We start from the raw sequence: 25,097 nt of genomic DNA on the forward strand, positions 1-25,097 counted from the left end.
GCGGCCGCCGGGCTCAGGACGCGGCGTCGGCGATCTCGTCGGCGTCGAGGCCGAGCAGGAAGAGGACGGCGTCGAGGTACGGGCCGGTGAGGGCGGCGTCGGCCTGCTCGCGCACGAGCGGCTTCGCGTTGAAGGCGACCCCGAGGCCCGCCGCGGCGAGCATGTCGAGGTCGTTGGCGCCGTCGCCGATCGCGACGGTGCGCGACAGCGGCAGGTCCTCCTCCCGCGCGAAGGCGCGCAGCGCCTCGGCCTTGCCGGCGCGGTCGACGACCCCGCCGAGCACCCGCCCCGTGAGCCGGCCCCCGGCGACCTCGAGCCGGTTCGCCCGCACCCGCCGGATCCCGAGGGACCGGGCGAGCGGGCCCACGACCTCCATGAAGCCGCCCGACACCAGGGCGACGGTGAAGCCGAGCTCGTGGAGGGTCCGCACGAGCGTCCCGGCGCCCGGCGTGAGCCGGACCGCGTCGCGGACGTCGTCGAAGACCGACACGGGCAGCCCGGCCAGGGCGGCGACACGCTCGTGGAGGGACGCGGCGAAGTCGAGCTCGCCGCGCATGGCGCGCTCGGTGACGGCGGCGACCTCCGCCTCCCGGCCGGCGTGGGCGGCGAGGAGCTCGATGACCTCGTCCTGGATGAGCGTGGAGTCGACGTCCATCACGACGAGGCGGCGGCCGTGCCGCACGATCCCGCCGGGCGAGACGGCGACGTCGACGCCCTCCTCGCTCGCGCTGCGCGTGAGGGCCAGGCGCAGCGCCGTCATGTCGGACACCCCGGACACGTCGAGCTCCAGGGCGGTGACGGGCTCGGAGGCCAGCCGGCGCAGGCGGTCGACGTTCGCGCCCGCCTCGGCGAGGACCCCGGCGACGGCGGCCACCGCCGCCGGCAGCAGCGGCCGGCCGAGCATCGTGACGTGGAGGTGCCCGCCGCGGCGGACCGTGGTGTCGCCGCGACCCGGGGTCGTCGCGCACGCGAGGCCGAGCTCGGCCGCGCTGGTCGCGAGCGCCCGCTCGACCCCGGCGGCGTCCGTGCCCGGACCGAGACCGAGGAGCACGGCGAGGGTGAGCCGGGAGCGGACGACGACCTGCTCGACGTCGAGGACCTCGACGCCCGGCAGCGACGCCGCCGTGAAGAGCGCCGTCGTGAGGCCGGGGCGGTCCTCACCCGAGACGGTCACCAGGAGCGTCGGCCCCCCGCCGGTGAGGCCGGGGCTCACCCGCCGTTGACGCGGTCGCGCCAGGCGACCCAGCGCGACACCCGCGACAGGTCGTAGTCGGGTCCGCCGAGCCCGATCGTGAACAGGCGCGTGCCGAGGGCGCGCAGCCGCTCGCCGACGTCGTCCGGCTCGCCCTCGACCCCGGCGGAGCGCTCGATCGCCGACGGCTCGCGCTCCTCCGCGTCGCACCACTCGTCGAGGACGCGGTGCTTGCGGGCGATGACGTCGGCGTCGCCGAAGCCGTGCCAGATGTCGGCGTGGCGGGCCGTGAGGCGCAGCGTCTTCCGTTCCCCGCCCCCGCCGACCATGACGGGGATGCGCCGCGTCGGGGCCGGGTTGAGCGCCGACCAGCGGGCCTCGATCCGCACGAGCGCGTCGGCGAGCGTCGTGAGCCGGCTGCCGGCCGTGCCGAAGGGGTAGCCGTACTCGTCGTAGTCCCGCTCGAACCACCCGGCGCCGATGCCGAGCACGAGCCGCCCGCCGCTGATGTGGTCGACCGTGCGGGCCATGTCCGCGAGGAGGTCGGGGTTGCGGTAGCCGACGCACGTGACGAGCGCGCCGATCTCGGCGCGCTCGGTCTGCTCCGCCCAGGCACCGAGCATCGTCCAGCACTCGAAGTGGGCGCCGTCCGGGTCGCCGTACAGGGGGAAGAAGTGGTCCCAGTTGAAGATGACGTCGACCCCGGCCGCCTCGGCGGCGTCGACCGCCCGGCGGATCTCGTCGTACGTCGCGTGCTGCGGCTGCAGCTGCACCCCGATGCGGACGGGCCGGTCGTCGGCGCGGCCGCGTTCCCCGCCGCTCACCGGTCGAGCACCGTGCCCTTGGGCAGCACCGTGATGCCGGAGTCGGTGACGACCAGCCCGCGCGCCCGGTCCTCGTCCGGCTCGATGCCGATGCGGACGCCCTCGCCGATGACGCAGTTCTTGTCGATGATCGCGCGGCGCACGACGGCGTGGCGGTGCACCTGGACGCTGTCCATGACGACGGAGTCGCTGACCGTGGCCCACGAGTGGACGTAGACGTTGGGGCTCAGCACCGAGTTCTCCACGAAGGCGCCGGACACCACCGAGCCGGGGGAGACGATGGAGTTGACGGCGTGGCCGATGCGGCCCTGCCAGCCGTGCACGAACTTCGCGGGCGGGTAGTACGTCTGCGCGGTGATGATCGGCCAGTCGTAGTTGTAGAGGTTGAACACCGGGTACACCGAGATGAGGTCCATGTGGGCCTCGTAGAAGGCGTCGATCGAGCCGACGTCCCGCCAGTAGTCGCGGTCGCGGTCGGTGGAGCCGGGCACGTCGTTGCGGATGAAGTCGTAGACCCCGCAGTCGTCGGCGTCGACGAAGCGCGGGACGATGTCGCCGCCCATGTCGTGCTTGCTGCCCTCGGTCTCCGCGTCGGCGGTCACCGCCTCCACCAGCGCCTCCGTGGTGAAGACGTAGTTGCCCATGGAGGCGAGGACCTCGTCGGGGGAGTCGGGCAGGCCCTGGGCGTCGGTCGGCTTCTCCCGCCAGCGCGCGATCCGGTCGGGCCGCTCGGCGTTGATCTCGATGACGCCGAACTGGTCGGCGAGCGACAGCGGCTGGCGGATGGCCGCGACCGTGCAGCCGACGCCGGTCTCGATGTGGGCGTCGACCATCTGGGAGAAGTCCATCCGGTACACGTGGTCGGCGCCGACGACGACGACGTAGTCCGGTCGCTCGTCGTTCACGAGGTTGAGGCTCTGGAGGATCGCGTCGGCGCTGCCGAGGTACCAGTGCTTGCCGAGGCGCTGCTGCGCCGGCACGGGCGCGACGTAGTTGCCGAACAGCGTCGTGAGCCGCCACGTCTGGGAGATGTGGCGGTCGAGGGAGTGCGACTTGTACTGCGTGAGCACGACGACCTTGCGGTAGCCGGAGTTCACGACGTTGCTCAGGGCGAAGTCGATGAGGCGGTAGTTGCCGGCGAACGGGACGGCCGGCTTGGCGCGGTCCGCGGTCAGCGGCATCAGCCGCTTGCCCTCACCCCCCGCCAGGACGATCGCGAGGACCTTGCTGCCGCTCCGTCGGGCCATGGCCCGACCCTAGCCGTCTGCCCTAGCGTGTGTGCAGTGCACACTGGTGTGATCACGAAGGAGTGGCCCCCGGCGGTCTACGGCGGGGCGGGGGTTCACGTCGTCGAGCTCGTGCGGGCCCTGCGCGCCGCCGGCCACGAGGTGGACGTCCACGCGTTCGGCGAGCCGGAGCCCGGACCCGGCGTGCACGGTCACGTCGAGCCGCCGGACCTCGCGGGCGCGAACGCCGCGCTGCGGACGCTCGGGGTCGACCTGCGCGTGGCCGCGGCCGTCGACGCCGCCACCGCCGCCGGCCGCGCGCCGCAGCTGCTGCACTCCCACACGTGGTACGCCAACCTCGGCGGCCACCTCGCCGCGCGCCTGGTCGGGGTGCCGCACGTCGTCACCGCGCACAGCCTCGAGCCGATGCGGCCGTGGAAGGCCGAGCAGCTCGGCGGCGGCTACCGGATCAGCTCGTGGGCGGAGGAGACCGCGTACCGGCACGCGGACGCCGTCATCGCCGTGAGCGCCGGCATGCGCGCCGACATCCTCGCGAGCTACCCGTTCCTCGAGCCCGAGCGCGTGCCCGTGGTGCACAACGGGATCGACGCCGACGACTGGCAGCGCGACGAGGGCACCGACGTCGTCGAGCGGCTCGGCATGGTCCCGGGCCGCCCCGCCGTCGTCTTCGTCGGTCGCATCACCCGGCAGAAGGGCCTGCCGTACCTGCTGCGGGCGTGCGCGTCGTTGCCGCCGGAGGTGCAGGTCGTCCTCCTCGCCGGTGCCCCGGACACCCCGGAGATCGCCGCCGAGGTCCGTGGCCTCGTCGACACCCTCCGGGAGGGCCGCGACGGCGTGGTGTGGGTCGAGCAGATGCTGCCGCGCCCCGACGTGTGCCAGGTGCTGAGCCACGCGACGGTGTTCGTGTGCCCCTCGGTGTACGAGCCGCTCGGCATCGTCAACCTCGAGGCCATGGCGTGCGGCGCCGCGGTCGTCGGCACCGCGACCGGCGGCATCCCCGAGGTGGTCGACGACGGCCGCACGGGCTGGCTCGTGCCGATCGAGCAGGTGGGTGACGGCACCGGGACGCCGGTCGACCCCGACCGCTTCGTCGCCGACCTGGCCCGCACCCTCGTCGACGCGGTCGCCGACCCCGCCGAGGCCCGCCGGCGCGGGGCCGCCGGGCGCGAGCGGGCCGTCGCGGAGTTCTCGTGGCACACGGTCGCGGAGCGGACCGTCGCCGTCTACGAGGAGGCGCTCAGCCGGGCAGGCTGACCGCCGCGACCACGGCGCCGCGGGCGGCGCGCGACAGCCCGGCGAGCGCGGCCGCGCGTTCGGCCGCCTCCCAGCCGGACACCGTCCCGCCCGGGTCGACCGCGGCGGCGTCGAGGATCGCGAGGACGTGCTCGGCGCGGGTGAGCAGCCGGAGCGCGCGCGGCGGCAGCGTGCCGGGCAGCCGCTGCGACGTCGCACCGCCCTGGCGGAGCGCCGCGGCCGGGTCGTCGCGCCACGACGCGACGTCGAGGCGCTCGATCGCGTCCGTCGCCTCCGCGAGCGCCGAGCGGAACTCGCGGTCGGCCTCGGCGACGCTCGTGTGGACCGGCGACGCCGGACGGTCCGTGCGGTGGACGCGCCACGTCACGTGGGCGCCGACGTCGCCCTCCGGGCCGAACTCCTCGACCTCGGGCACGAGCGCGAGACCTGCGGGACCGGCCCGGTCCGGCAGCCCGTCGACGACGACGCAGCCGCCGGCCTCGACCGCGGCGGCGAGGACGGCGGCGGGGCCCGGCACGCCGCGCACGTCCCCGGGCGCGGGGAGGGCGCACGACACGCGGACCGGCGCCTCCTCGCCCGCGGCGGCCAGGAGCACGAGGAGGTCCGACAGGTACCCGGGGTCCGGCAGGGGGAGCCCGGCGGGCGGGGTCGCGCCGAGCTCGACCGCGACCGTGTGCGGCTCGTCGGACCCCGTCACCGCGGCGAGGGCGTCCGCGGCGCCGCAGCGCCCGGCGGCGACGGCGCCGGCCCAGGCGGCGAGCAACGCCGGGCGGGGGAGGGTCACGAGGGCAGGGTAGGCGTCCCGCTACCGTGACCCGCATGCCGGACGCCGCCGCCGACCCTCCCGTCGCGCCCGTCCCGCCCGTCGTGGACCTCGACGGCGTGGGGGTCGTCCGCTCCGGCAGCCACCTGCTCCGCGACGTCGACTGGACGGTGGGCGACGGCGAGCGCTGGGTCGTGCTCGGTCCGAACGGCGCGGGCAAGACGACGCTCTTCGACATCCTGTCCGCCCGCAGCTACCCCTCCTCGGGGCGCGCCACCATCCTCGGGGAGACCCTCGGGGAGGTCGACGTCTTCGAGCTGCGGCCCCGGATCGGGCTCAGCAGCGCGAGCCTCGCCGCGACGGTGCCCGACCGCGAGCGGGTGCGGGACGTCGTGCTGACCGCCGCGCACGGCGTCGTGGGTCGCTTCCGCGAGCCGTACGAGCAGGTCGACGCCGACCGGGCCGACGCCCTCCTCGACGCCTTCGGGGTGAGCGGCCTCGGCGACCGGACCTTCGGCACGCTGTCGGAGGGGGAGCGCAAGCGCGTCCTCGTCGCCCGTGCGGTCATGACCGACCCCGAGCTGCTCCTGCTCGACGAGCCGGCCGCGGGCCTCGACCTGCGCGGTCGCGAGGACCTCGTGACGGGCCTCGCGCACCTCGCCGCCAGCCACTCCGCCCCCACGACCGTCCTCGTCACCCACCACGTCGAGGAGATCCCGCCGGGCTTCGACCACGTCCTCCTCCTGCGCGGCGGCGAGGTGGTGGCGGCGGGACCGATCGAGCTCGTGCTGACGGCGGCCGCCCTGTCGGATACGTTCGGCCTGCCGCTGGAGGTCTCGGTGGACGACGGCCGCTGGAGCGCGCGCGCCGCGCGCTGAGACCGACGGGGAAGGGGGGCTGCGGTGGACGTCCTGCGGGAGTCGCAGTGGGTGCTGTGGGTCGCGGGTGCGCTCGTGCTCGGGCTGCTCGAGCTCACGAGCCTCGACTTCGTCTTCGCCATGCTCGTGGCGGGCGCCCTCGCCGCCGCGGTCCTCGCGGCGCTCGGGCTCGGCTTCGGGTGGCAGGTGGCGGCGTTCAGCGTCGTGAGCCTCGTCGGGCTCGTGCTCGTGCGGCCCGCCATCAAGCGGTGGGCCGTGCGGTCCAACCCGGACGTCCCCACCAACGCCGACGCCCTGCCCGGGCGGCGCGCCCTCACCCTCACCGCCGTCGACGACCGATCCGGGCAGGTGAAGCTCGCGGGCGAGACGTGGAGCGCCCGCTCCGCCGACCGCAGCGCCACCATCCCGGCCGACACCGACGTCGTCGTCGTCCGCATCGAGGGCGCCACCGCGGTCGTGTCGCCCGACCCGGCCGCCCCGCCCGCCAGCCCCCCGAGATCGGAGCACCCGTGACCTTCGGACAGATCCTCACGACGATCGTCCTCGTCCTCGTCGTCATCGTCGTCGCCACGACGATCATCCGGGCGGTCCGCATCGTCCAGCAGGCGACCGCCGTCATCATCGAGCGGCTCGGCAAGTACCAGAAGACCCTCAACGCCGGGCTGCACTTCCTCGTGCCGTTCATCGACCGGCCGCGGGCGACCGTCGACCTGCGCGAGCAGGTCGTCAGCTTCCCGCCGCAGCCGGTCATCACGAGCGACAACCTCGTGGTGAGCATCGACACCGTCATCTACTTCCAGGTCACCGACCCGAAGGCCGCGACGTACGAGATCGCGAACTTCATCCAGGGCATCGAGCAGCTGACGGTGACGACGCTGCGGAACGTCATCGGCTCGATGGACCTCGAGCAGACGCTGACGAGCCGCGACCAGATCAACGGCCAGCTCCGCGGCGTCCTCGACGAGGCGACCGGCAAGTGGGGCATCCGCGTCAACCGCGTCGAGCTCAAGGCCATCGACCCGCCCGCGAGCGTGCAGGACTCGATGGAGAAGCAGATGCGCGCCGAGCGCGACCGCCGCGCCGCCATCCTCACCGCGGAGGGCGTCAAGCAGTCGGCGATCCTCACCGCCGAGGGCGAGAAGCAGTCGGCGATCCTCACCGCCGAGGGCCAGGCCCAGTCGGCGATCCTCAAGGCGCAGGGCGAGTCCCGCGCCATCCAGCAGGTGTTCGAGGCCATCCACAAGGGCAACCCGGACGACAAGCTCCTCGCCTACCAGTACCTGCAGGTGCTGCCCCAGATCGCCCGCGGGCAGTCGAACAAGATGTGGATCGTCCCCAGCGAGCTCACCGAGGCGCTGTCCGGCATCGGACGCGCCCTCGGCGGCCAGGGCCGCGACACCGGCGGCTACAAGGGCGAGCCGATGGGCGACGACGCGTTCGGCGACATCGGCGCCCCGGTGCTCGAGGACCCGGCGGAGGCCCTCGAGCGCGCGAAGGCGGAGGCCGCGGGCGCGACGCGGGACGCCGAGCGCGCCGAGCAGACCACCCGGCGCGGACCCGGCGGGGGCGCCGCGCCGCCCGCGCCCCCGGCACCTCCTGCCTCCCCGTCGCCCGCTGACGGGTCGGAGCCGCCGCGGGGCGACGCCTGAGCGAGCTGCCCCCGCTCGTCGACCCGGACCTGCCGGAGCGGGACCCCGGGTCGACGCGGTGGTGCTTCGCCGACCAGCTCGGCCCGCACTTCCTCGACGACGCGGCGCCGGACGCGAGGGACGGGGGCGACGTCGTGCTCGTCGAGGCGACCTCGGTGTTCCGGCGCCGCGCGTTCCACCGCCGCAAGGCGCACCTCGTCCTGTCGGCGCTGCGACACCGCGCCGCCGAGCTGGGGGACCGGGCGCGGCACGTGCGGGCCGACACGTACGTCGAGGGGCTCGCCGAGGCGGGCGTCTCGCCGGAGCGGCCGGTCAGCGTGTGCGACCCCACGACGTGGGCGGCGCGGCGCCTCGTCCGCCGCCTCGCCGCGGGTGACGTCGGCCCGGGCGCGGGGAGCGTCCGGGTCCTCGCCCCGCGCGGGTTCGCCTCCGGGCACGGCGACTTCGCCGCCTGGGTCGCCGACCGCGGGGAGCGGCGGCTGCTGCAGGACGACTGGTACCGCCGCTCGCGGCGCCGCCTCGGCGTGCTCGTCGAGGCCGACGGCGAGCCCGTCGGCGGACGCTGGTCCTTCGACGAGGACAACCGGGAGCCCCCGCCGCGGGGCGCCACGACGCTCGTCGCCTCCGACGCGCCCGCGACCGAGGCGCTGCGGGAGCCGTGGTGGCCGCAGGAGGACGACGTCGACGCGGAGGTGCGCGACGACCTCGACCGCATGGCCCGCGACGACGGCGTCACGTTCCTCGGCGACGACGGCCCCCGCCGCTTCGCCGTCACCCACGACGAGGCGCGCCGCGCGCTGCGGCACTTCCTCGCCCACCGCCTCGACGCCTTCGGGCCCTACGAGGACGCCATGCTGGCGGGTGACCGGTGGATGGCCCACTCCCTGCTGTCGGCGCCGCTCAACCTCGGTCTCCTCGACCCCGTGCGGGTCGCCCGGGACGCCGTGGGCCGGCTGCGGCACGGCGCCCGGCTCGCGAGCGTCGAGGGGTTCGTCCGCCAGGTGGTCGGGTGGCGGGACTACGTGTGGCACCTGTACTGGCAGCAGGGCGAGGACTACCGCCGTCGCAACGCGCTGCAGGCGCGCCGGGCGCTGCCGGAGTGGTTCGCCGACCTCGACGCCGGCGGGCAGGTGCGGGCGGCCTGCCTGTCCGACGTGCTCGGCAGCGTCCGCGAGGAGGGCTGGGCGCACCACATCCCGCGGCTCATGGTGCTGGGGAACTGGGCGCTGCAGCACCGCTACGACCCGAGGGCCGTCACCGACTGGTTCCACCGGGCCTTCGTCGACGGCTACGACTGGGTGATGGTGCCGAACGTCGTCGGCATGTCCCTGCACGGCGACGGCGGGGTGATGGCGACGAAGCCGTACGCGTCCGGCGGTGCCTACATCGACCGCATGTCGGACTACTGCGGCCGCTGCCCCTACGACCCGAAGGTGCGGGTGGGGGAGACCGCGTGCCCCTTCACGGCCGGGTACTGGGCGTTCGTCGACGCCAACCGGGAGCGGCTCGCGGGCAACCCGCGGACCTCGCGCGCCGTCGCGGGCCTCGACCGGCTCAAGGACCGCGACGCGCTGCTCGAGCAGGAGCGCCGCCGGGGTGGCGACGCCCCCTGAGGGCGGGCCCGGGGCGCTGCAGTACCGTCACCGCTCGTGCTCGACCTGCTGCTGGCCGCGCTCGCCGGCGCGGCGGCCGGGTTCATCAACGCCGTCGTCGGCAGCGGCACCCTCCTCTCCTTCCCCGTCCTCCTCGCCCTCGGCCTGCCACCGGTGAGCGCGAACATCACGAACAACCTCGGTCTCGTGCCGGGGTCGTTCGCCGGCGCGTGGGGGTACCGGCGGGAGCTGAGGGGCCAGCGGCGCCGGGTCGCGGTGCTCGTGCCGGCGAGCGTCGTCGGGGGCGTGACCGGGGCCCTGCTCCTGCTCGTGCTGCCGGAGTCGGTGTTCGCCGCCGTCGTGCCGGCCCTCATCGGCCTCGCCCTCGTCCTCGTGCTGCTCCAGCCCCGGCTGCAGGGCTGGGTGCGGCGCAGCCGCGGGCGCGCCGCGGCGGCGCGGGGCACCACGACCGTGCACCACGACCACCTCGCGGCCGCCGTGCCCGTGACGGCGCTCACGGGCGTGTACGGCGGCTACTTCGGGGCCGCGCAGGGCGTCCTGCTCATCGGCGCGCTCGGGGCGGTCGTCGACGACGACGTCCAGCGCATCAACGCCCTGAAGAACGTGCTGGCGGGGGTGGTCAACCTCGTCGCCGCCGTCGTCTTCGTCGTGGTGGCGCCCCAGGAGGTCGTGTGGCCCCTGGTCGGCGCCGTGGCCGCGGGGGCGCTGCTCGGCGGCCTGGTCGGCGGGCGGGTCGGACGCCGGCTGCCGCCGCTCGTGCTGCGCGGCGTCATCGTCGTGGTCGGGGTCGTCGCCATCGTCGCGCTCGTGCTGCCGTGAGCGACGACCCGCGCGTCACGCGCGTCGAGGACCTCGACGACCCGCGCCTGCGGGACTACACCTCGCTCACCGACGTCCGGCTCCGCACGGTGAGGGAGCCCACCGAGGGCCTGTTCATGGCCGAGAGCACGCAGGTGATCCGCCGGGCGCTGCGGGCGGGCCACCGGCTGCGCTCGGTCCTCGTGGCGCCGCGCTGGCTCCCGGAGATCGACGACGTGCTCGCGGCCGCGGCCGCGCAGGCTGCGCCCGTCCTCGTCGCCGAGGAAGCGCTGCTCGAGGCGATCACGGGCTTCCACCTGCACCGGGGCGCGCTGGCGTCGGTCCACCGTCCCGCCCTGCGTCCCGTCGCCGACGTCGTCGCCGGGGCGCGACGCGTGGCGGTGCTGGAGGACGTCGTCGACCACACGAACGTGGGCGCGGTGTTCCGCGGCGCGGCAGCGCTCGGCGTGGACGCCGTTCTCGTGACGCCCCGCTGCGCGGACCCGCTCTACCGGCGCAGCGTCCGCGTGTCGATGGGCACGGTCTTCCAGGTCCCGTGGACCCGGGTCGAGCCCTGGCCCGGCGGGCTCGAGGTCCTGCGACGGCTCGGCTTCACGACCGCCGCGCTCGCGCTCGACGAGCGCGCCGAGGACCTCGACGCGTTCGCCGGGGCGGCCCCGGAGCGGCTCGCGTGGCTGCTCGGCACCGAGGGCGACGGCCTGCGCCCGGCGACCGTCGCCGCCGTGGACCGGGTGGTGCGCATCCCGATGGCGGGAGGTGTGGACTCCCTCAACGTCGCCGCCGCGGCCGCCGTCGCGTTCTGGGCCACGCGACCGGACGGTGGGGTCAGGCGACCCCGGCCCGCGACATGAGCCAGCGGGTGTAGGAGACGTCGGTGCCCTGCGCCTCGGCGCGGTCGACGGCGGCGAGCAGGTCCTCGCGGGCCGACGCGCTCATGTAGCCGGCGAGCTCGGCGACGAGGCGACGCTCCTCGGCGCGCTGGGCGAGGGTCTCACGCAGCCGCGTCCCGAGGCCGGTGAGGGGGCGGGGCAGGCGGTCGAGGGTCAGGGTCGTCATGGTGCGCTCCTTCGGTGGTCGACGGTGGCTCAATGGTGCGCTGAACAGCCGCTATACGTCCAATGACACGTAGAGCAGTGACCCATGCACTAGAGTCATGTGATGGACGTCGACGCGCTCCGCTGGTTCCAGCAGGTCGCCGACGGCGCGCTCGTCACCGACGTCGCCGCCGCCGAGCACGTCTCCCAGCCCGGCGTGTCCCGCGCGCTCGCCCGGCTCGAGCGCGAGGTGGGGGAGCGGCTGCTCGTGCGGACCGGTCGGACGCTGCGCATGACGCGCGCCGGCGCCGTCCTCAAGCGGCACGTCGACGCCGCGCTCCACGAGCTCGACGACGGCCTCGCGGCGGTCGCCGCCCTCGCCGACCCCGAGAGCGGCACCGTCCACGTCCGCTTCGAGCGCTCACTCGGGGCGTGGCTCCTGCCCCAGCTCCTCCGCGGCTTCGGGGAGCGTCATCCCCGCGTGCGGCTCGTCCTCGAGCCCGCCGGACCGGGGCAGCCCGCGACCGGGCCCGACGTCGACGTCGCGCTCGTGAGCGCCCGCCCCGCGGGCTCGTCCCACCGCTGGCAGCGGCTGCTCACCGAGCCGGTGCTGCTCGCGGTGCCGGCCGCCCACCGGCTCGCCGGGGCGGGGCGCGTCGGTCTCGCGTCGGTCCTGGGGGAGCCCCTGGTCCTGCTGGCGGCACCCTCGCCGTTCCGTGACCTGTGCGACGCGCTCCTCGCCCGGGCGCGCCCCGAGGGCGCGGAGGAGTGGGACGTCCGCTTCGAGGTGAGCGACCTCGCGACCGTGCAGGGGCTCGTGTCGGCGGGCGCCGGGGTCGCGCTGGTCCCCGCCTCGGCGCTCGACGGTCGCGCGGAGGTGCTGCCGCTCACCGACCTCGGTGCCACGCGGGACGTCGGCCTGGCGTGGCGGGAGGACGGCTCGCTGCTGCCCTCGGCCCGCCTCTTCCTCGACCACGTGGCGGACGTCGCCCGCCGGGGCCACGTGGCCGTCGCCTTCGGGTGAGCCGCCGGCCGGCTCCCCTCAGTGGACGAGCCGGTACAGGGCCACGGTCGCGGGGACCCGGTAGAGCCGGGCGACGGGCCACGGCGCGTGGATGAGGACCTCCGCGAGCGTCCCGCCGTCGTCGGTGGGGAGCAGCCGGTGCTCCAGCACCATGCCGAGCAGACCGGCCCGCACCCGCCACGTCCACGTCATCGCGGCGTGGTCGACGTCGAGGACGACGAAGCGGACCTCGGTCCCGAAGAGGCTGTGCACCCTCCCGGCGGCGCCCGCGGCGAGGACGTCGCAGTCGGCCTCGACCCCGCGCACCTGCGGCGACCACTCCGGCCAGCGCTCGGGGCGGGCGTAGCGCTGCCACGCCTCGTGCGGCGGGACCGGGCCCCGCGCCCTCGCCCGGGCCGGTCTCACCCGACGCCCCTGCCGGGCTCACGCGTGCAGACCACGACGTCGGCGAGGTAGCCGAGCCCCGTGCGTCGGTGCCGGCGCACGCGGAGGCCGTGGTCGGCGAGCAGCGCCGGCAGGTCCTCCGGTACGCGGAACGCGCCGAGCCCGCCCGCGGCCCGCAGCGCCGCGGCCCGGAGGAGACGCTGCCCGGGGCTGCGCGGCGCCGCGGGCACGACGAGCCCCAGGCGCCCGCCGGGGCGCAGCACGCGCACGAGCTCGGCCACCGCCCGCACCCGGTCGGGGGCCGGGAGGACGTGGAGGAGCCAGGCCGCCGTGGCGACGTCGACGGACCCTGTCGGGACGGGCAGCCCGGTCGCGTCGCCCTGTCGCGTCTCGACCCCGGCCACGCGGGCCGCGAGCGCGAGCATCCGCGGGCTGCTGTCGACGGCGACCGTCGTGGCCTCCGCGGGGCGGCCCCGCCGCGCGAGGGCGCGCGGGACGGCCCCGGTGCCGGTGCCGACGTCGAGCACGGCCTCCTCCGCCCGCACCGTCAGGGCGTCGAGGAGGACCGCGAGGCTGCGGGCCTCGAGCGGCTCCTGCACGCGGTACACCGCGGCGAGCGCGTCCCAGCGGTCCGTGGCAGCGGACGGTGGGGCCGTCGGCCCCGTCCTCTCACCCGACCGCATCCGCCCATGGTGGCGCACGGCGCCCTGCGACGGCCGACCGACCCCTGACGGGGCGACGGGAGCGGGCGTCGGACGGCGGGGTGTGCGGTCCGGGCTGCCGGGTACCGGTCGCGGGTGACCCTCACCGCCCGTGACTCCCTGCCCGGGTCGGCGTCGCAGGCGGAGGGGCAGTCCCCGCTGCGCCGGCACCGGCTGTCGGGATGGGCCGCGGGTGCCGTGCCGGTCCTCCTCGTCGCCGCCCTCCTCGCGCTGGCGGGCCGCTACGGCTACCACCGGGACGAGCTGTACTTCCGGCTGCTCGCCCAGCGCCCGGCGTGGGGCTACGTCGACCAACCACCGTTCACCCCCCTCGTCGCCCGCGCCGCGACCGCCCTGCTGGGCGACAGCGTGTGGGCGATGCGGGTCCCCGCTGCCCTCGCGGCCGGCGGGCTCGCCGTCCTGCTCGCGCTCCTGGCCCGCGAGCTCGGCGGGTCCGGGCGCGCGCAGGTCGTCGCCGCCCTCGGGGCGGTCTCCGCCTCGCCGCTCATCAGCGGGCACGTGCTCCTCACCGCGTCCACCGACTGGCCGCTGTGGGTGCTCGTCGCGCTGCTCGTCGCGCGGGCCCAGCTGCGCCGACGACCCGGGTGGTGGGTCGTCGCCGGGGCCGTCGCCGGCGTCGCTCTCGCCAACAAGCTGCTCGTCGTCCTGCTGCTGGCGTCCCTGGCGGCGGGGCTGCTGCTCGCCGGGCCGCGGGGCACCCTCGCGACCCGCTGGCCGTGGCTGGGGGCGCTCACCGCCCTCGCCGTCGGCTCCCCGACGGTCGCGTACCAGCTCCTCGCGGGTCTGCCGCAGCTCGACATGGCCGGCTCGCTCACCGGCGGCTCGGCGCGCTGGCTCGTCGTACCCGGCCAGCTCCTCGTGCTCGGCCCACCCGGGGCCCTGGTGTGGGGGGCCGGGCTCGTCGCGCTGTGTCGCCTGCCGCGCTGGCGTCCGGTGCGGGCCCTCGCGCCCGCGTACGTGCTCGCGCTCGCGCTGCTCCTCGCGGTGGGCGGGCAGTTCTACTACACGACCGGCTTCCTCCTCGTGCTGTGGGGCGCCGGGGCGGTCGTGCTCGCCGACGACCCCCTCCCGCGGCTCCTGCCGTGGCTGCGTGGGCGGCGCCTCACCCGGCTGCTCACGGTCAACGTCGCGACGTCGGCGGTCGTCGCCCTGCCGCTGCTGCCGGTGCCGCTGCTCGCCGGGTCCGGCGTGCCGGCGCTCAACCCCGCCGTGGGCGACCAGGTCGGGTGGCCGCGCTACGCGCAGCAGGTCGCCGACGTCGTCGACACGCTGCCGCCGGAGCAGCGGGCGCACGCCGTGGTGCTGACGGAGAACTACGGCGAGGCGGGGGCGCTCGACCGGTACGGACCGGCGCTCGACCTGCCGCCGGTGTACTCCGGCCACAACGCGCTGCACGCCGCCGGGCCGCCACCCGCCGCCGCCCGCACCGCGGTGGTGCTCGTCCAGGACCCGGACCGGGCCGGCGGGGGCGACGCCGTCCTCCTCGACGTCCTCGACCGGACGTTCCGGCGCTGCGAGCCCGTCGGCCGGCTCGACTCCGGGACCGGCGTGCCGAACGAGGAGCAGGGCACGGCGGTCGTCGTGTGCGACGGGCTGCGCCGGTCCTGGACCGAGGCGTGGCGGGACTTCCGGTACGTCGGCCTGTCGACCTTCTGCCACCCCTGCCGCCGGCTCGGCGGCTGACCGCGGGCACACGGCCCTGCAACGCGGTGAGGCCCCGGGCAGGAGCCCGGGGCCTCACCGTGGTGTGTGTCCGAGGGGGGACTTGAACCCCCACCCCCTTTCGGGGACTAGCACCTCAAGCTAGCGCGTCTGCCAATTCCGCCACCCGGACAGAGGTGCTGCCCACCGCCGCCGAGCGGCCCGTGAGCGCGAGCGGAAACATAGCACGCACGCGAAACACCGGGCACACCTGCAGGTCCCGGACGCGTGCGGCAGGGTGGGGTTGGCTAGGCAGCCGGCGAGGCACACGGTCGGGGCGGTGGTGCCCCGGGGAGGCGAGGCGAGCAGATGGTCCCGAGAAGGCTCGTGCTGGTCGTCGCGGCGACCACGCTGGCGGCGTCCGGTGGCTGCGGCGGGCTGCCCGGCGGCACCCCCGGCCTCCCGACCGAGCTGCCGACGGACATCGGCATCCCCACGGTCCTGCCGAGCGACCTCCCGACCGAGCTGCCCGGCCTGCCCGGCGACGGCGAGGACACCGCCGCGCCCCCGGCGGAGACGGTCGCGCCCGCCCCGACCGACGACGGGCAGGCGGCCCCGGCACCGAGCGCCGCCCCGACACCCGCGCCGGAGGACACGGCGTCCGCGGTGCCGGCACCCACCGCCAGCGAGGAGCCGGGCCTCGTCGCCGACGTCGTCGACGGCATCCCCGGGTGGGTGTGGGTCGTGCTCGTCCTCCTCGTCCTCGCGCTCGTGGCGGCGACCGTCGTCCTGCGCCGGCTCAAGCAGCAGGAGCTGCAGTGGGCCGCGCTGTGGCACGAGCTGACGGGCGAGGCGCGCTGGCTCGACGAGCGGGTCGTGCCCGCCGTCCAGGACCGCTCGCTCGACCCCCAGCAGCTCGTCACCCGCTGGCAGGACGGCCAGCGCCGCTTCGACGACCTCGACCGGCGGGTGTGGGCCGCGGCGAACGACGAGAAGAAGCCCCAGCGCACCGACGACCTCAACGCCCTCAGCGAGGCGCTGCTGCGGCTGCGCGACGCCGTCGACACCGAGGTCTCCCTGCGGGCGAGCGGGGTCGAGCAGCCGGGTCTGCCGGACGCGGCGCAGACGGTCGCCGACGCCCGTGACGAGCTGAGGCGCACCGTGAACGCCCGCACCCGCTGAGCCCCGCGCTCCCGCGGTCCCTAGGGTGGCGCGCATGACGACGACCCCGCCGACCGCCGAGGACCTCGTCACACCGCTGTGCGCGGACCTGCTGCGGATCGACACCTCGAACTACGGCGACGGCTCCGGGCCGGGGGAGCGGAAAGCGGCCGAGCACGTCGCCGGGCTCCTCACCGACGCCGGTCTCGAGCCGGAGCTCGTCGAGAGCGAGCCCGGGCGGGCGAGCGTCGTCGCCCGGTGGGCCGGCGCGGACCCGTCCCGGCCGGCGCTGCTGCTCCACGGCCACCTCGACGTCGTCCCCGCGGTCGCCGAGGACTGGCGCGTCCACCCCTTCAGCGGCGAGGTCGTCGACGGCGAGCTGTGGGGGCGCGGCGCCGTCGACATGAAGGACATGGACGCGATGGTCCTCGCCAACGTCCTCGCCATGACCCGCCGCGGCGAGCGCCCGGCCCGCGACGTCGTCCTCGCGTTCCTCGCCGACGAGGAGGCGGGCGGCATGAAGGGGGCCCGTCACCTCGTCGAGACCCGCCGCGAGCTGTTCGACGGGGTCACCGAGGCCGTCAGCGAGGTCGGCGGGTTCTCCCTCGACGTCGACGGCACCCGCGCGTACCTCCTGCAGACCGCGGAGAAGGGCATCCTCTGGCTCCGGCTCGTCGCGACCGGCCGCCCCGGGCACGGCTCGCAGGTGCACGACGAGAACGCCGTCTCCCGGCTGGCGGCGGCCGTCGCCCGGATCGGCGGGCACCGGTGGCCCTTCGAGCCGCCGGACGCGGTCCGAGCCTTCGCCGAGGGCTGGGCCGGGCTCACGGGACGGCAGCTGCCCCTCGACGACCCCGAGGCCCTCGAGGCCGCGCTCGGCACGACCGCGCGGTGGGTCCGCGCGACGACGCAGAACACGGCGACGCCGACCGTCCTCGACGCCGGCTACAAGCACAACGTCGTGCCCGGCCGGGCGAGCGCGCTCGTCGACTGCCGCTTCCTGCCTGGTCAGGAGGAGACGGTCCTGCGGACGGTCCGCGAGCTCGCCGGGGAGGACGTCGCGGTCGAGGTCGTCCACCACGACCGGGCCCTGGAGACGTCGGCCGACGGGAGCCTCGTCGACGCGATGACCGCGGCGCTGCAGGCGGAGGACCCGGGCAGCACCGTCCTGCCGTACTGCCTGTCGGGCGGGACGGACAACAAGCACTTCGACCGGCTCGGTATCCGGGGGTTCGGCTTCGCCCCGCTCCGCCTGCCCGACGGCTTCGAGTTCGCCGCGCTGTTCCACGGCACCGACGAGCGGGTGCCCGTGGACGCCCTGCGGTTCGGGGCGCGGACCCTCGGTCGTTTCCTCACGACCTGCTGAGGGACCGTCCTCAGATCGTCCGCTCCACCCGCATCACCCGTCGGCGCAGCCACATCTTCCGGGCCCCGCCGACGTAGACGCGCGTGCGCGCGAGCTCCCACTTGCCGTACTCGGCCTCGTCCGTCAGCTGCTGCCGGACGGCGGCGCGGTCCACCCCGCGGCCGACCACGAGGACCCGGTACTGGAACTGCGGGGTGCGGGTGAGCGTCGTCATCACGACGATTGTGCACACGGCACCGGCCCCGGTGTGGACGACCTGCCGGGTCCGACACGCGCCCCGCTGACGTCGAGGAGCCGCCCGGCGCTACGGTCTGCTCATGTCGTCCGACGCGCGCGCCGCCCTCGACCAGTTCGTCGCGGCCCTGCAGCGGCACTTCGAGGCCGCGGCCTCCCGGCGCTCCGAGCTGGACCCGACGGTCGTCGCCGCCTACGACGAGCTCGCCGCCGCCTTCGTCGCGTACGACGACGCGCTGTTCGACGCCTTCGACGAGGTCACGCCGTTCGACCTCACGGACGAGGACGACGAGGGCGACGACGAGGACGACGAGGACGACGAGGGCGACGAGGACGACGACCTCGACGACGAGGACGACCTCGACGACGACCTCGACGACGAGGAGGACGAAGCGGAGGACGACGAGGACGACCTCGAGGACGACGAGGAGGACGACCTCGACGACGACCTCGACGAGGACGACCTCGACGAGGCGGACGCGGCCCGCCGGCTCTGACCGGGCTCAGGCCTGGTCGGACACCTCGTCGAGCACCGCGACGATCTCCTCCGGCACCGGCAGGCCGACCGCTCCCAGCGTGCCCCGCAGCTGCGCGGCGGTCCGGGGGCCGGTGACGGCGCTCGCGACCACGTCGTGGCCGAGCAGCCACGCCAGCGCGAGCTCCTGCGGCGAGCAGCCCAGGCCGTCCGCCGCGGTCACGAGGCCCTCGACCACCCGGCGCGCACGAGCCGTCAGGTGCGGGGCGACGAAGCCGCTGAGGTGCGCGGCCGCGGCACGGGAGTCGGCCGGGGTGCCGCCCCGGTACTTGCCGGTGAGGACGCCGCGGCCGAGCGGCGCCCACGCGAGCACGCCGAGCCCGAGCGCCGCGGCCGCCGGCGCGACCTCCCGCTCGGGGCCGCGCGCCACCAGCGACCACTCGACGCTCGTCGCGACCAGCTCGGGCGCGAGGGTCGCCGCGCGGGCCGTCTGCCAGCCGGAGTAGTTGCTCACCCCGGTGTAGCGGGCGCGACCGCTGCGCTGTGCCCACTCCAGCGCCGACAGCGTCTCCTCCAGCGGCACGTGGCGGCTCCACGCCTGCACGAGCCACAGGTCGACGTGGTCCGTCCCGAGCCGACGCAGCGTGCGGTCGAGGGAGGCCATGAGGCGGCCCCGGGAGGGGTCGACCCGCGGCGCGACGAGCTCGCCGTCCACGCCCGCCTTCGCGACGACCCGCACGTGCTCGCGCGCGACGACGTCGCCGAGGAGGCGACCGAGCACCTCCTCGCCGACACCGATGCCGGCGGTCGTGTCGAGCGTGGTCCCGCCCGCCTCGAGGAGCACCTCGAGGATCTCGCGGGCCTCGTGCTCGTCGGTGTCGGCCCCCCAGTGGAGCGTCCCCACCGACAGCGCCGACACGCTGAGGCCGCTCGCCCCGACCGCCCTGTGCTCCACGCCTGCACCCTAGGGCCGTCCCCTAGGGTGCCCGCGTGCGGTCTGGACTGCGGCTAGGGCTCAACCTCGGCTACTGGGGGACCGGTGACGACGCCTCCAACCTCGTGCTCGCGCAGGAGGCCGACCGGCTCGGCTACGACGTCGTGTGGGTCGCGGAGGCCTACGGCTCCGACGCGCCGACCGTCATGGCGTGGGTGGCGGCGCAGACCGAGCGGATCGGCGTCGGCAGCGCCGTCATGCAGATCCCCGCCCGCACCCCCGCGATGACCGCCATGACCGCCGCCACCCTCGACACCCTGTCGCAGGGCCGGTTCCGCCTCGGGCTCGGGGTGTCGGGGCCGCAGGTGTCGGAGGGCTGGCACGGGGTCCGCTTCGACGACGCCCTCGGCCGCACCCGCGAGTACGTCGACGTCGTCCGCCTCGCCCTGGCGCGCCGGCCCGTCGCCTACGAGGGTCGGCACCTCACGCTGCCGCTGCCCGACGGGCCGGGCAAGGCGCTGCGGCTCACCGTCACGCCCGTGCGGGAGCACGTGCCGCTCTACCTCGCCTCCCTGGGCCCGCGGAACCTCCGGCTCACCGGGGAGCTCGCCGACGGCTGGCTCGGGCTCTTCGTCAGCCCCGGGCACGTCGGGGACTCCCTCGCGCGGATCGAGGAGGGCCGCCGCGCCGCGGGGCACGACGGCCTCGCCGGCTTCGACGTGTCCGCGACCCTGCCGCTCGTCCTCACACCCGACGGCGCCGGTGAGCGCGGCGACGACGCCGTGGCAGCCGCCGCCGACCCCGTCCGCGGGTACGTCGCGCTCTACGTCGGCGGCATGGGGAGCCGGCAGCAGAACTTCTACAACGCGCTGGCGCGCCGGATGGGCTACGACGCCGCGGCCGAGCAGGTCCAGGAGCTCTACCTCGACCGCCGCCCGCGCGAGGCGGCGGCCGCGGTGCCGACCGAGCTCGTCGACGCCACCAGCCTCCTCGGCCCGCGCGCCCGGGTCGCGGAGCGTCTCGCCGCCCTCGCCGACGCCGGCGTCACGACCGTCAACGTCACCCCCTTCGCCCCGGACCTCGGGACCCGCCTCGCCATGCTGCGCGGCGCAGCGGCGGCCCTCGAGGCGTCGGGCCGGGCCGCGTGATCGGCTACCTCGAGGCGCTGCTGCTCGGGGTCGTCCAGGGGCTCACCGAGTTCCTGCCGATCTCCTCCAGCGCCCACCTGCGGGTCGTCGGCGGTCTCCTCGGGACCGACCCGGGCGCCTCCTTCACCGCCGTCACGCAGCTCGGCACCGAGACCGCGGTCGTCCTGTACTTCGCGCGGGACATCTGGCGGATCGTGCGGTCGTGGTCGCTGTCGCTCGTCGGCCGGGTGCCGCGCGACGACCCCGACGCCCGCACGGGGTGGCTCATCATCGTCGGGTCCGTGCCCATCGGCGTGCTCGGCTTCCTCCTCCAGGACCTCATCCGCGACGAGGCGCGCAGCCTGTGGCTCGTCGCGACGACGCTGTGGGTGTTCGCCCTCGTCCTGTGGTGGGCCGACCGGCGTGCCGCCGACGCCAAGCCGCTCACCGAGCTGTCGTGGCGCGACGGCATCCTGTTCGGGCTCGCCCAGGCCCTCGCGCTCGTCCCCGGGGTGTCGCGCTCCGGCGGGACCATCACCGCCGGGCTCCTGCTCGGGTACACGCGCGCCGCCGCCGCCCGGTACTCCTTCCTCCTCGCCATCCCCGCCGTGTTCGGCTCCGGCCTCTACGAGCTGCAGCAGATCGGGGAGGAGGGCACCCCCGTCGCGTGGGGGCCGACGCTGCTCGCGACCGTCGTCGCGCTCGGCGTCGCGCTCGTCGCGATCCACTGGTTCCTCCGCTGGATCTCCTCCCGCGGCTTCGGCCTCTTCGTCGCCTACCGCATCGGGCTCGCGGCGCTCATCTACGTCCTGCTGCTCACCGGGGCCCTGCAGGCCTGAGCCCGACCACGGCGCCCAGCGCCGCCATGCCCTCCGGCGTGCCGGGCCAGTGCCGCTGCAGCGCGGGCGGTCCCGCGGCACGCACGACGGCCCGCAGCACGAGCAGCACGGCGAGGACGTCGTCGAGCGCACCGAGGACCGGGACGACGTCCGGGACGAGGTCGACGGGGGAGGCGAGGTAGCCGACGAGCAGCCACAGGAGCAGCCGGACGCGACGCGGCAGCGACCGGTCCCGCGCGAGCCGCCCGATGAGCCGCACGACGTCGGGCAGCAGCCGGACGACGGCGGCGAGGTCGGGACGGGCCGCGCCGCTCCGCCACAGGACGACGGCGAGGAGCGCCCAGCCGACGAGCGCCGCGACGAGCAGCGCGGCGAGCAGGGTGACGACGAGGGCGGCGACCAGCCCCCACCCCGTCGCCTCCGCTGCGCCCGGCACGGACCCATCCTCGCGCGCCGGACCCCTCCCCGTACGCTCGGGCGGTGCCCACGCTCCTGCTCGTGCGCCACGGGCGCAGCAGCGCCAACACGTCCGGGATCCTCGCCGGCCGCACCCCCGGGGTCACCCTCGACGACACCGGCCGGCAGCAGGTGCAGGCCCTCGCGGAGCGTCTCGCGCCCGTCCCCGTCGTCGCGGTCGTGTCGAGCCCGCTCGAACGCTGCGTCGCGACCGCGGAGGCGCTGCGCGCCGTCGACGGCCCCAGGGGACGGCACCGCCACCGCCCCGCCGTCGTCGTCGAGGACCGGCTCAGCGAGTGCGACTACGGCGAGTGGACCGGCCGCTCGCTGCGCGACCTCGCGAAGGAGCCCCACTGGGCGGTGGTCCAGCAGCACCCGTCGGCGGCGGTGTTCCCCGGCGGTGAGAGCCTGCGGGACGTCCAGGCGCGTGCCCTCGACGCCGTCCGCGAGACCGACGCGCGCGTCCGGGCCGAGCACGGCGACGCGGCGGTGTGGGTGGCGGTGAGCCACGGGGACGTCATCAAGGCGGTCCTCGCCGACGCGCTCGGGATGCACCTCGACGCGTTCCAGCGCGTCGTCGTCGACCCTGCGTCCCTCAGCGTCGTGCGGTACACCGCCACACGCCCGTTCGTCCTGCGCAGCAACGACACCGGCGCCCCGACGGACGGCCTCGTGCCGCCGAGGCGGCGGCGGGGTCGGCGCGCCGCGGCGAGCAGCGACGCCGTGGTCGGCGGGGGCGCCGGCAGCGGCGCCGGAGCCGACCCGGCCGCGCCCGGACGGTCGGGCTAGGGTCGTTCCGTGCCTGTCTACGACTACGACGGTCCCCGGCGATTCGTCGTCGGGACCGTGGGCGAGCCCGGTCAGCGCACGTTCTTCCTGCAGGCGGTCGACCCCGGCCGGGTCACCTCCGTCGCCGTGGAGAAGCAGCAGGTGCAGGTCCTCGCGCAGCGCATCGAGGAGCTCCTCGACCTCGTGCTGTCCCGCAGCGGCGGCGCCGCGGCCGTGCCGGCCCTCGCACCCGAGGGCAGCGTCGACACCGAGCCGCTGCAGGCGCCCATCGAGGAGGACTTCCGCGTGGGGGTCATGAGCCTCGCGTGGGACTCCGAGCGCGAGCGGGTCGTCATCGAGGCCCTCCAGATCACGGAGGCCGAGGGCGTGAGCGACCCGACGGAGGCGGTCGAGGCCGACCCCAGCCTCGGGATGCTCCGGGTCGCCCTCGACGGCGCCGCGGCCCGCGCCTTCGTCGTGCGCGCCGAGGCCGTCGTCCAGGCGGGCAGGCCGTCCTGCCCGTTCTGCGGCGACCCGCTCGACCCGGGCGGCCACGTGTGCCCCCGCGCCAACGGGTACCGGCGCTGACGAGCGCACCGGGGGAGGGGCCCTCGCCGGAGCAGCTGCTGCGCCACGGCGAGGTCAGCGTGCTGGGTCGCATCGTCTCGGCGTCCAACGCCACGCTGCTCGTCGAGGTCGCCCTCGACGGCGCCGTCGCCCGCGCCGTGTACAAGCCGGTCCGCGGCGAGCGGCCGCTGTGGGACTTCCCGCACGGCACCCTCGCCGACCGGGAGGTCGCCACCCACCTCGTGTCCGAGGCGCTCGGCTGGGGCACCGTGCCGCTCACGGTCATGCGCGAGGAGGCGCCGTTCGGCCGGGGCAGCATCCAGCTGTGGGTCGAGGAGCGCGAGGACGACGCGCTCGTCGACGTCGTCGCCCCGGACGCCGTGCCGGAGGGCTGGTGGACGGTCCTCGAGGCCGAGGGGGTCGCGGGCGAGCCGGTCCTGCTGTGCCACGCCGACGTGCCCGGGCTGCGGCGCACGGCGGTGCTCGACGTCGTCGTCAACAACGCCGACCGCAAGGGCGGCCACGTGCTCCACGCCCTCGACGGCGGTGTCCGGGGTGTCGACCACGGGCTGACGTTCCACGTGGAGGACAAGCTGCGGACCGTCCTGTGGGGCTGGGCGGGGGAACCGCTCGCGGGCGAGGACCGGGTCGCGGTCGAGCAGCTCCTCGGCCGGCTCGGCGGGGCGCTGGGCGACTCCCTGGCGACGCACCTGCGCGACGAGGAGGTGGCCGCGACCCTCGAGCGCGCCTGCGCCCTGCTGGAGTCCGGGGAGATGCCGGGACCGGGCGGGCGCTGGCCCGCCATCCCCTGGCCCGCGTTCTGAGGCGGGCGCCTCGTAGGCTGGTCGGTCGTGAGGTCCTGGCCGCCGCCGTCCCGTCCCGCCCTGCCCGGCACCGGCCGGCCCGTCCGGCTCCACGACACCGCGACCGGACGCGCGGCGGCCCCCGTGACGGCGGGGCGGGCCGGGCTCTACGTGTGCGGCATCACCCCCTACGACGCCGCGCACCTCGGCCACGCCGCCACGTACGTCGCCTTCGACCTGCTCGTCCGGTCGTGGCTCGACGCCGGCCTCGACGTCACGTACGTGCAGAACGTCACCGACGTCGACGACCCCCTCCTCGAGCGCGCCGCGCAGACGGGGGTGGACTGGCAGGAGCTCGCCGAGAGCCAGCTCGACGTGTACCGCGACGACATGGCCGCCCTGGCCGTCCTCCCGCCCGACGCGCTCGTGGGTGTCACGGAGGTCGTCGACGAGGTGGGCGCGCTCGTGCGACGGCTGGAGGAGGCGGGTGCCGGCTACCGGGTGCCGCAGCCGGACGACCCGGCCGCACCGGCCGACGTCTACTTCGACGTCGGCGCCGACGTCGACTTCGGGGCCGTGTCCGGGCTGGACCGCGAGCGGATGCTCGCTCTCTCCGCGGAGCGCGGCGGCGACCCCGACCGCGAGGGCAAGAAGGACCCGCTCGACCCGCTGCTGTGGCGCGGCGCGCGCCCCGGCGAGCCGTCGTGGCACGTCGACGGGCTCCCGCCGGGCCGACCGGGCTGGCACGTCGAGTGCGTCGCCATCGCGACGAACCGGCTGGCGCCCGTCCACGTCCAGGGCGGCGGCAGCGACCTCGTCTTCCCCCACCACGAGATGGGCGCGTCCCACGCCCACGCGCTCGGGATCCGCCCGTACGCGCACTCCTACGCGCACGCCGGCATGGTCGGGCTGCACGGGGAGAAGATGAGCAAGTCGAAGGGGAACCTCGAGTTCGTCCACCGACTCGTCGCGACAGGTGTCCCCGCCGCCGCGGTGCGGCTCGCCCTGCTGGCCCACCACTACCGCGAGGACTGGACGTGGGAGGACGCGGACGCCGGGCGCGCCGTCGCCCGGCTCGACCGGTGGCGGGCCGCCGTGTCGCACGAGGGCGGCCCCGAGGCCGACTCGACCCTCGCCGCGGTGCGCGACGCCCTCGCCGACGACCTCGACGCCCCCGCGGCGCTGCGGGCCGTCGACGCGTGGTGCGAGCGGCAGGAGCGGGGCGAGGGCCCGGTCGAGCTCGGCGCGCCGGGGCTCGTCGCGCGGGCGGCGGACGGGCTCCTCGGCGTGCGGCTGTAGCGCGGCGCCGGTGAGGTCGCGGCC

Annotated in this window: 28 protein-coding genes and 1 tRNA gene; 18 read left to right on the forward strand and 11 right to left on the reverse strand. The window is 76.1% G+C overall.

Going from position 1 to position 25,097, the window contains the following annotated elements; translation table 11 throughout:
* Nucleotides 1-13 precede the first annotated feature (13 nt).
* Genes serB through glgC form a run of 3 tightly spaced genes read right to left on the reverse strand, consistent with a single transcriptional unit; the run spans nucleotide 14 to nucleotide 3,263 of the window.
* The gene (gene serB, locus WAB14_RS07085; RefSeq protein ID WP_340268822.1) at nucleotides 14-1,174 is read right to left on the reverse strand and encodes a phosphoserine phosphatase SerB; all 1,161 of its coding nucleotides are present in this window, start codon (nucleotides 1,172-1,174) and stop codon (nucleotides 14-16) included.
* Between the two features lie 35 nt (nucleotides 1,175-1,209).
* Nucleotides 1,210-2,016, reverse strand: coding sequence for an LLM class F420-dependent oxidoreductase (locus WAB14_RS07090; RefSeq protein WP_340268824.1), 807 nt, complete (start codon nucleotides 2,014-2,016; stop codon nucleotides 1,210-1,212).
* Nucleotides 2,013-3,263 carry a glucose-1-phosphate adenylyltransferase gene (gene glgC, locus WAB14_RS07095; RefSeq protein WP_340268826.1) on the reverse strand — a complete coding sequence of 417 codons (1,251 nt, stop codon included), beginning with the start codon at nucleotides 3,261-3,263 and terminating at the stop codon, nucleotides 2,013-2,015. Before glgC ends, WAB14_RS07090 begins: the two co-directional genes overlap by 4 nt.
* 36 nt (nucleotides 3,264-3,299) lie before the next feature.
* On the opposite strand from glgC, the gene glgA reads away from it, so the two are divergent.
* The gene (gene glgA, locus WAB14_RS07100) at nucleotides 3,300-4,517 is read left to right on the forward strand and encodes a glycogen synthase (protein ID WP_340268828.1); all 1,218 of its coding nucleotides are present in this window, start codon (nucleotides 3,300-3,302) and stop codon (nucleotides 4,515-4,517) included.
* Here the strand turns inward: glgA and WAB14_RS07105 are convergent.
* Nucleotides 4,501-5,301, reverse strand: a complete 801-nt coding sequence (locus tag WAB14_RS07105) for a hypothetical protein (RefSeq protein ID WP_340268830.1) — start codon at nucleotides 5,299-5,301, stop codon at nucleotides 4,501-4,503. The genes glgA and WAB14_RS07105 overlap by 17 nt on opposite strands.
* Before the next feature lie 35 nt (nucleotides 5,302-5,336).
* Here WAB14_RS07105 and WAB14_RS07110 point away from each other — a divergent pair, with 35 nt between their 5' ends.
* From WAB14_RS07110 to WAB14_RS07135, 6 genes are read left to right on the forward strand one after another with little or no spacing between them, the layout of a single operon-like run.
* Complete coding sequence (locus WAB14_RS07110) at nucleotides 5,337-6,158, forward strand: ABC transporter ATP-binding protein (protein WP_340268832.1); 822 nt, start codon at nucleotides 5,337-5,339, stop codon at nucleotides 6,156-6,158.
* Nucleotides 6,159-6,182: 24 nt separating this feature from the next.
* Complete coding sequence (locus WAB14_RS07115) at nucleotides 6,183-6,671, forward strand: NfeD family protein (protein ID WP_340268834.1); 489 nt, start codon at nucleotides 6,183-6,185, stop codon at nucleotides 6,669-6,671.
* On the forward strand, nucleotides 6,668-7,807 hold the full coding sequence (locus WAB14_RS07120; protein ID WP_340268836.1) for an SPFH domain-containing protein: 1,140 nt from the start codon (nucleotides 6,668-6,670) through the stop codon (nucleotides 7,805-7,807). The genes WAB14_RS07115 and WAB14_RS07120 overlap by 4 nt, the downstream gene beginning before the upstream one ends.
* 29 nt (nucleotides 7,808-7,836) lie before the next feature.
* Entirely contained in the window at nucleotides 7,837-9,420 is a 1,584-nt protein-coding gene (locus WAB14_RS07125; protein WP_340269166.1) for a cryptochrome/photolyase family protein, read from the forward strand.
* A 36-nt stretch (nucleotides 9,421-9,456) separates the two neighbouring features.
* The gene (locus WAB14_RS07130; protein WP_340268838.1) at nucleotides 9,457-10,239 is read left to right on the forward strand and encodes a sulfite exporter TauE/SafE family protein; all 783 of its coding nucleotides are present in this window, start codon (nucleotides 9,457-9,459) and stop codon (nucleotides 10,237-10,239) included.
* Nucleotides 10,236-11,090: a TrmH family RNA methyltransferase gene (locus tag WAB14_RS07135; protein ID WP_340268840.1), complete on the forward strand. Its 855-nt coding sequence runs from the start codon at nucleotides 10,236-10,238 to the stop codon at nucleotides 11,088-11,090. Before WAB14_RS07130 ends, WAB14_RS07135 begins: the two co-directional genes overlap by 4 nt.
* Here the strand turns inward: WAB14_RS07135 and WAB14_RS07140 are convergent.
* Nucleotides 11,065-11,295 carry a hypothetical protein gene (locus WAB14_RS07140; protein WP_340268842.1) on the reverse strand — a complete coding sequence of 77 codons (231 nt, stop codon included), beginning with the start codon at nucleotides 11,293-11,295 and terminating at the stop codon, nucleotides 11,065-11,067. The two genes, WAB14_RS07135 and WAB14_RS07140, sit on opposite strands and share 26 nt — an antisense overlap.
* Before the next feature lie 102 nt (nucleotides 11,296-11,397).
* Between WAB14_RS07140 and WAB14_RS07145 the strand changes: the two genes are divergently transcribed.
* Entirely contained in the window at nucleotides 11,398-12,297 is a 900-nt protein-coding gene (locus WAB14_RS07145; protein ID WP_340268844.1) for a LysR family transcriptional regulator, read from the forward strand.
* 18 nt (nucleotides 12,298-12,315) lie between these two features.
* Here the strand turns inward: WAB14_RS07145 and WAB14_RS07150 are convergent, their stop codons facing one another.
* A complete protein-coding gene (locus tag WAB14_RS07150; protein ID WP_340268846.1) occupies nucleotides 12,316-12,702 on the reverse strand; it encodes an SRPBCC family protein in 387 nt (128 codons plus the stop codon).
* Nucleotides 12,699-13,364: a class I SAM-dependent methyltransferase gene (locus WAB14_RS07155; RefSeq protein WP_340268848.1), complete on the reverse strand. Its 666-nt coding sequence runs from the start codon at nucleotides 13,362-13,364 to the stop codon at nucleotides 12,699-12,701. Before WAB14_RS07155 ends, WAB14_RS07150 begins: the two co-directional genes overlap by 4 nt.
* Nucleotides 13,365-13,478: 114 nt before the next feature.
* On the opposite strand from WAB14_RS07155, the gene WAB14_RS07160 reads away from it, so the two are divergent.
* Entirely contained in the window at nucleotides 13,479-15,086 is a 1,608-nt protein-coding gene (locus WAB14_RS07160) for a glycosyltransferase family 39 protein (RefSeq protein WP_340268850.1), read from the forward strand.
* A gap of 67 nt (nucleotides 15,087-15,153) precedes the next feature.
* Here the strand turns inward: WAB14_RS07160 and WAB14_RS07165 are convergent.
* Nucleotides 15,154-15,237: transfer RNA gene (locus WAB14_RS07165), tRNA-Leu, on the reverse strand.
* A gap of 176 nt (nucleotides 15,238-15,413) precedes the next feature.
* Here WAB14_RS07165 and WAB14_RS07170 point away from each other — a divergent pair.
* Nucleotides 15,414-16,226, forward strand: a complete 813-nt coding sequence (locus tag WAB14_RS07170) for a hypothetical protein (RefSeq protein ID WP_340268852.1) — start codon at nucleotides 15,414-15,416, stop codon at nucleotides 16,224-16,226.
* A gap of 34 nt (nucleotides 16,227-16,260) precedes the next feature.
* The gene (locus WAB14_RS07175) at nucleotides 16,261-17,571 is read left to right on the forward strand and encodes a M20/M25/M40 family metallo-hydrolase (protein ID WP_340268854.1); all 1,311 of its coding nucleotides are present in this window, start codon (nucleotides 16,261-16,263) and stop codon (nucleotides 17,569-17,571) included.
* 10 nt (nucleotides 17,572-17,581) lie between these two features.
* On the opposite strand, the gene WAB14_RS07180 is transcribed toward WAB14_RS07175, so the two are convergent.
* The gene (locus WAB14_RS07180) at nucleotides 17,582-17,785 is read right to left on the reverse strand and encodes a DUF5703 family protein (protein ID WP_340268856.1); all 204 of its coding nucleotides are present in this window, start codon (nucleotides 17,783-17,785) and stop codon (nucleotides 17,582-17,584) included.
* Between the two features lie 103 nt (nucleotides 17,786-17,888).
* On the opposite strand from WAB14_RS07180, the gene WAB14_RS07185 reads away from it, so the two are divergent.
* Nucleotides 17,889-18,302: a DNA primase gene (locus WAB14_RS07185; RefSeq protein ID WP_340268858.1), complete on the forward strand. Its 414-nt coding sequence runs from the start codon at nucleotides 17,889-17,891 to the stop codon at nucleotides 18,300-18,302.
* 6 nt (nucleotides 18,303-18,308) lie between these two features.
* Here the strand turns inward: WAB14_RS07185 and WAB14_RS07190 are convergent, their stop codons facing one another.
* Nucleotides 18,309-19,235 carry an aldo/keto reductase gene (locus WAB14_RS07190; protein WP_340268860.1) on the reverse strand — a complete coding sequence of 309 codons (927 nt, stop codon included), beginning with the start codon at nucleotides 19,233-19,235 and terminating at the stop codon, nucleotides 18,309-18,311.
* A gap of 35 nt (nucleotides 19,236-19,270) precedes the next feature.
* On the opposite strand from WAB14_RS07190, the gene WAB14_RS07195 reads away from it, so the two are divergent.
* Both WAB14_RS07195 and WAB14_RS07200 read left to right on the forward strand, forming a co-directional pair.
* A complete protein-coding gene (locus WAB14_RS07195) occupies nucleotides 19,271-20,362 on the forward strand; it encodes an LLM class F420-dependent oxidoreductase (RefSeq protein WP_340268862.1) in 1,092 nt (363 codons plus the stop codon).
* Nucleotides 20,362-21,180, forward strand: a complete 819-nt coding sequence (locus WAB14_RS07200) for an undecaprenyl-diphosphate phosphatase (RefSeq protein ID WP_340269167.1) — start codon at nucleotides 20,362-20,364, stop codon at nucleotides 21,178-21,180. Before WAB14_RS07195 ends, WAB14_RS07200 begins: the two co-directional genes overlap by 1 nt.
* On the opposite strand, the gene WAB14_RS07205 is transcribed toward WAB14_RS07200, so the two are convergent.
* Nucleotides 21,158-21,616, reverse strand: a complete 459-nt coding sequence (locus tag WAB14_RS07205; protein WP_340268864.1) for a DUF1232 domain-containing protein — start codon at nucleotides 21,614-21,616, stop codon at nucleotides 21,158-21,160. The genes WAB14_RS07200 and WAB14_RS07205 overlap by 23 nt on opposite strands.
* A gap of 44 nt (nucleotides 21,617-21,660) precedes the next feature.
* Here WAB14_RS07205 and WAB14_RS07210 point away from each other — a divergent pair, with 44 nt between their 5' ends.
* Genes WAB14_RS07210 through mshC form a run of 4 tightly spaced genes read left to right on the forward strand, consistent with a single transcriptional unit; the run spans nucleotide 21,661 to nucleotide 25,073 of the window.
* Nucleotides 21,661-22,425 carry an MSMEG_4193 family putative phosphomutase gene (locus tag WAB14_RS07210; RefSeq protein ID WP_340268866.1) on the forward strand — a complete coding sequence of 255 codons (765 nt, stop codon included), beginning with the start codon at nucleotides 21,661-21,663 and terminating at the stop codon, nucleotides 22,423-22,425.
* Between the two features lie 9 nt (nucleotides 22,426-22,434).
* Nucleotides 22,435-22,992, forward strand: coding sequence for a DUF3090 domain-containing protein (locus WAB14_RS07215; RefSeq protein ID WP_340268868.1), 558 nt, complete (start codon nucleotides 22,435-22,437; stop codon nucleotides 22,990-22,992).
* Nucleotides 22,962-23,795 carry an SCO1664 family protein gene (locus tag WAB14_RS07220; RefSeq protein WP_340268870.1) on the forward strand — a complete coding sequence of 278 codons (834 nt, stop codon included), beginning with the start codon at nucleotides 22,962-22,964 and terminating at the stop codon, nucleotides 23,793-23,795. The genes WAB14_RS07215 and WAB14_RS07220 overlap by 31 nt, the downstream gene beginning before the upstream one ends.
* Nucleotides 23,796-23,822: 27 nt before the next feature.
* A complete protein-coding gene (gene mshC / locus WAB14_RS07225) occupies nucleotides 23,823-25,073 on the forward strand; it encodes a cysteine--1-D-myo-inosityl 2-amino-2-deoxy-alpha-D-glucopyranoside ligase (RefSeq protein WP_340268872.1) in 1,251 nt (416 codons plus the stop codon).
* The last annotated feature ends 24 nt before the right edge of the window (nucleotides 25,074-25,097 follow it).

Source organism: Aquipuribacter nitratireducens (assembly GCF_037860835.1).
In the GTDB taxonomy this organism is placed as follows: Bacteria; Actinomycetota; Actinomycetes; order Actinomycetales; family JBBAYJ01; genus Aquipuribacter; species Aquipuribacter nitratireducens.

Coding starts and splice junctions, on each gene's coding strand:
- glgC (WP_340268826.1), bottom strand. CDS start 3,263: ATGGCCCGACGGAGCGGCAGCAAGGTCCTCGCGATCGTCCTGGCGGGG.
- WAB14_RS07110 (WP_340268832.1), top strand. CDS start 5,337: ATGCCGGACGCCGCCGCCGACCCTCCCGTCGCGCCCGTCCCGCCCGTC.
- WAB14_RS07140 (WP_340268842.1), bottom strand. CDS start 11,295: ATGACGACCCTGACCCTCGACCGCCTGCCCCGCCCCCTCACCGGCCTC.
- WAB14_RS07145 (WP_340268844.1), top strand. CDS start 11,398: ATGGACGTCGACGCGCTCCGCTGGTTCCAGCAGGTCGCCGACGGCGCG.
- WAB14_RS07155 (WP_340268848.1), bottom strand. CDS start 13,364: ATGCGGTCGGGTGAGAGGACGGGGCCGACGGCCCCACCGTCCGCTGCC.
- WAB14_RS07170 (WP_340268852.1), top strand. CDS start 15,414: ATGGTCCCGAGAAGGCTCGTGCTGGTCGTCGCGGCGACCACGCTGGCG.
- WAB14_RS07175 (WP_340268854.1), top strand. CDS start 16,261: ATGACGACGACCCCGCCGACCGCCGAGGACCTCGTCACACCGCTGTGC.
- WAB14_RS07180 (WP_340268856.1), bottom strand. CDS start 17,785: ATGACGACGCTCACCCGCACCCCGCAGTTCCAGTACCGGGTCCTCGTG.
- WAB14_RS07185 (WP_340268858.1), top strand. CDS start 17,889: ATGTCGTCCGACGCGCGCGCCGCCCTCGACCAGTTCGTCGCGGCCCTG.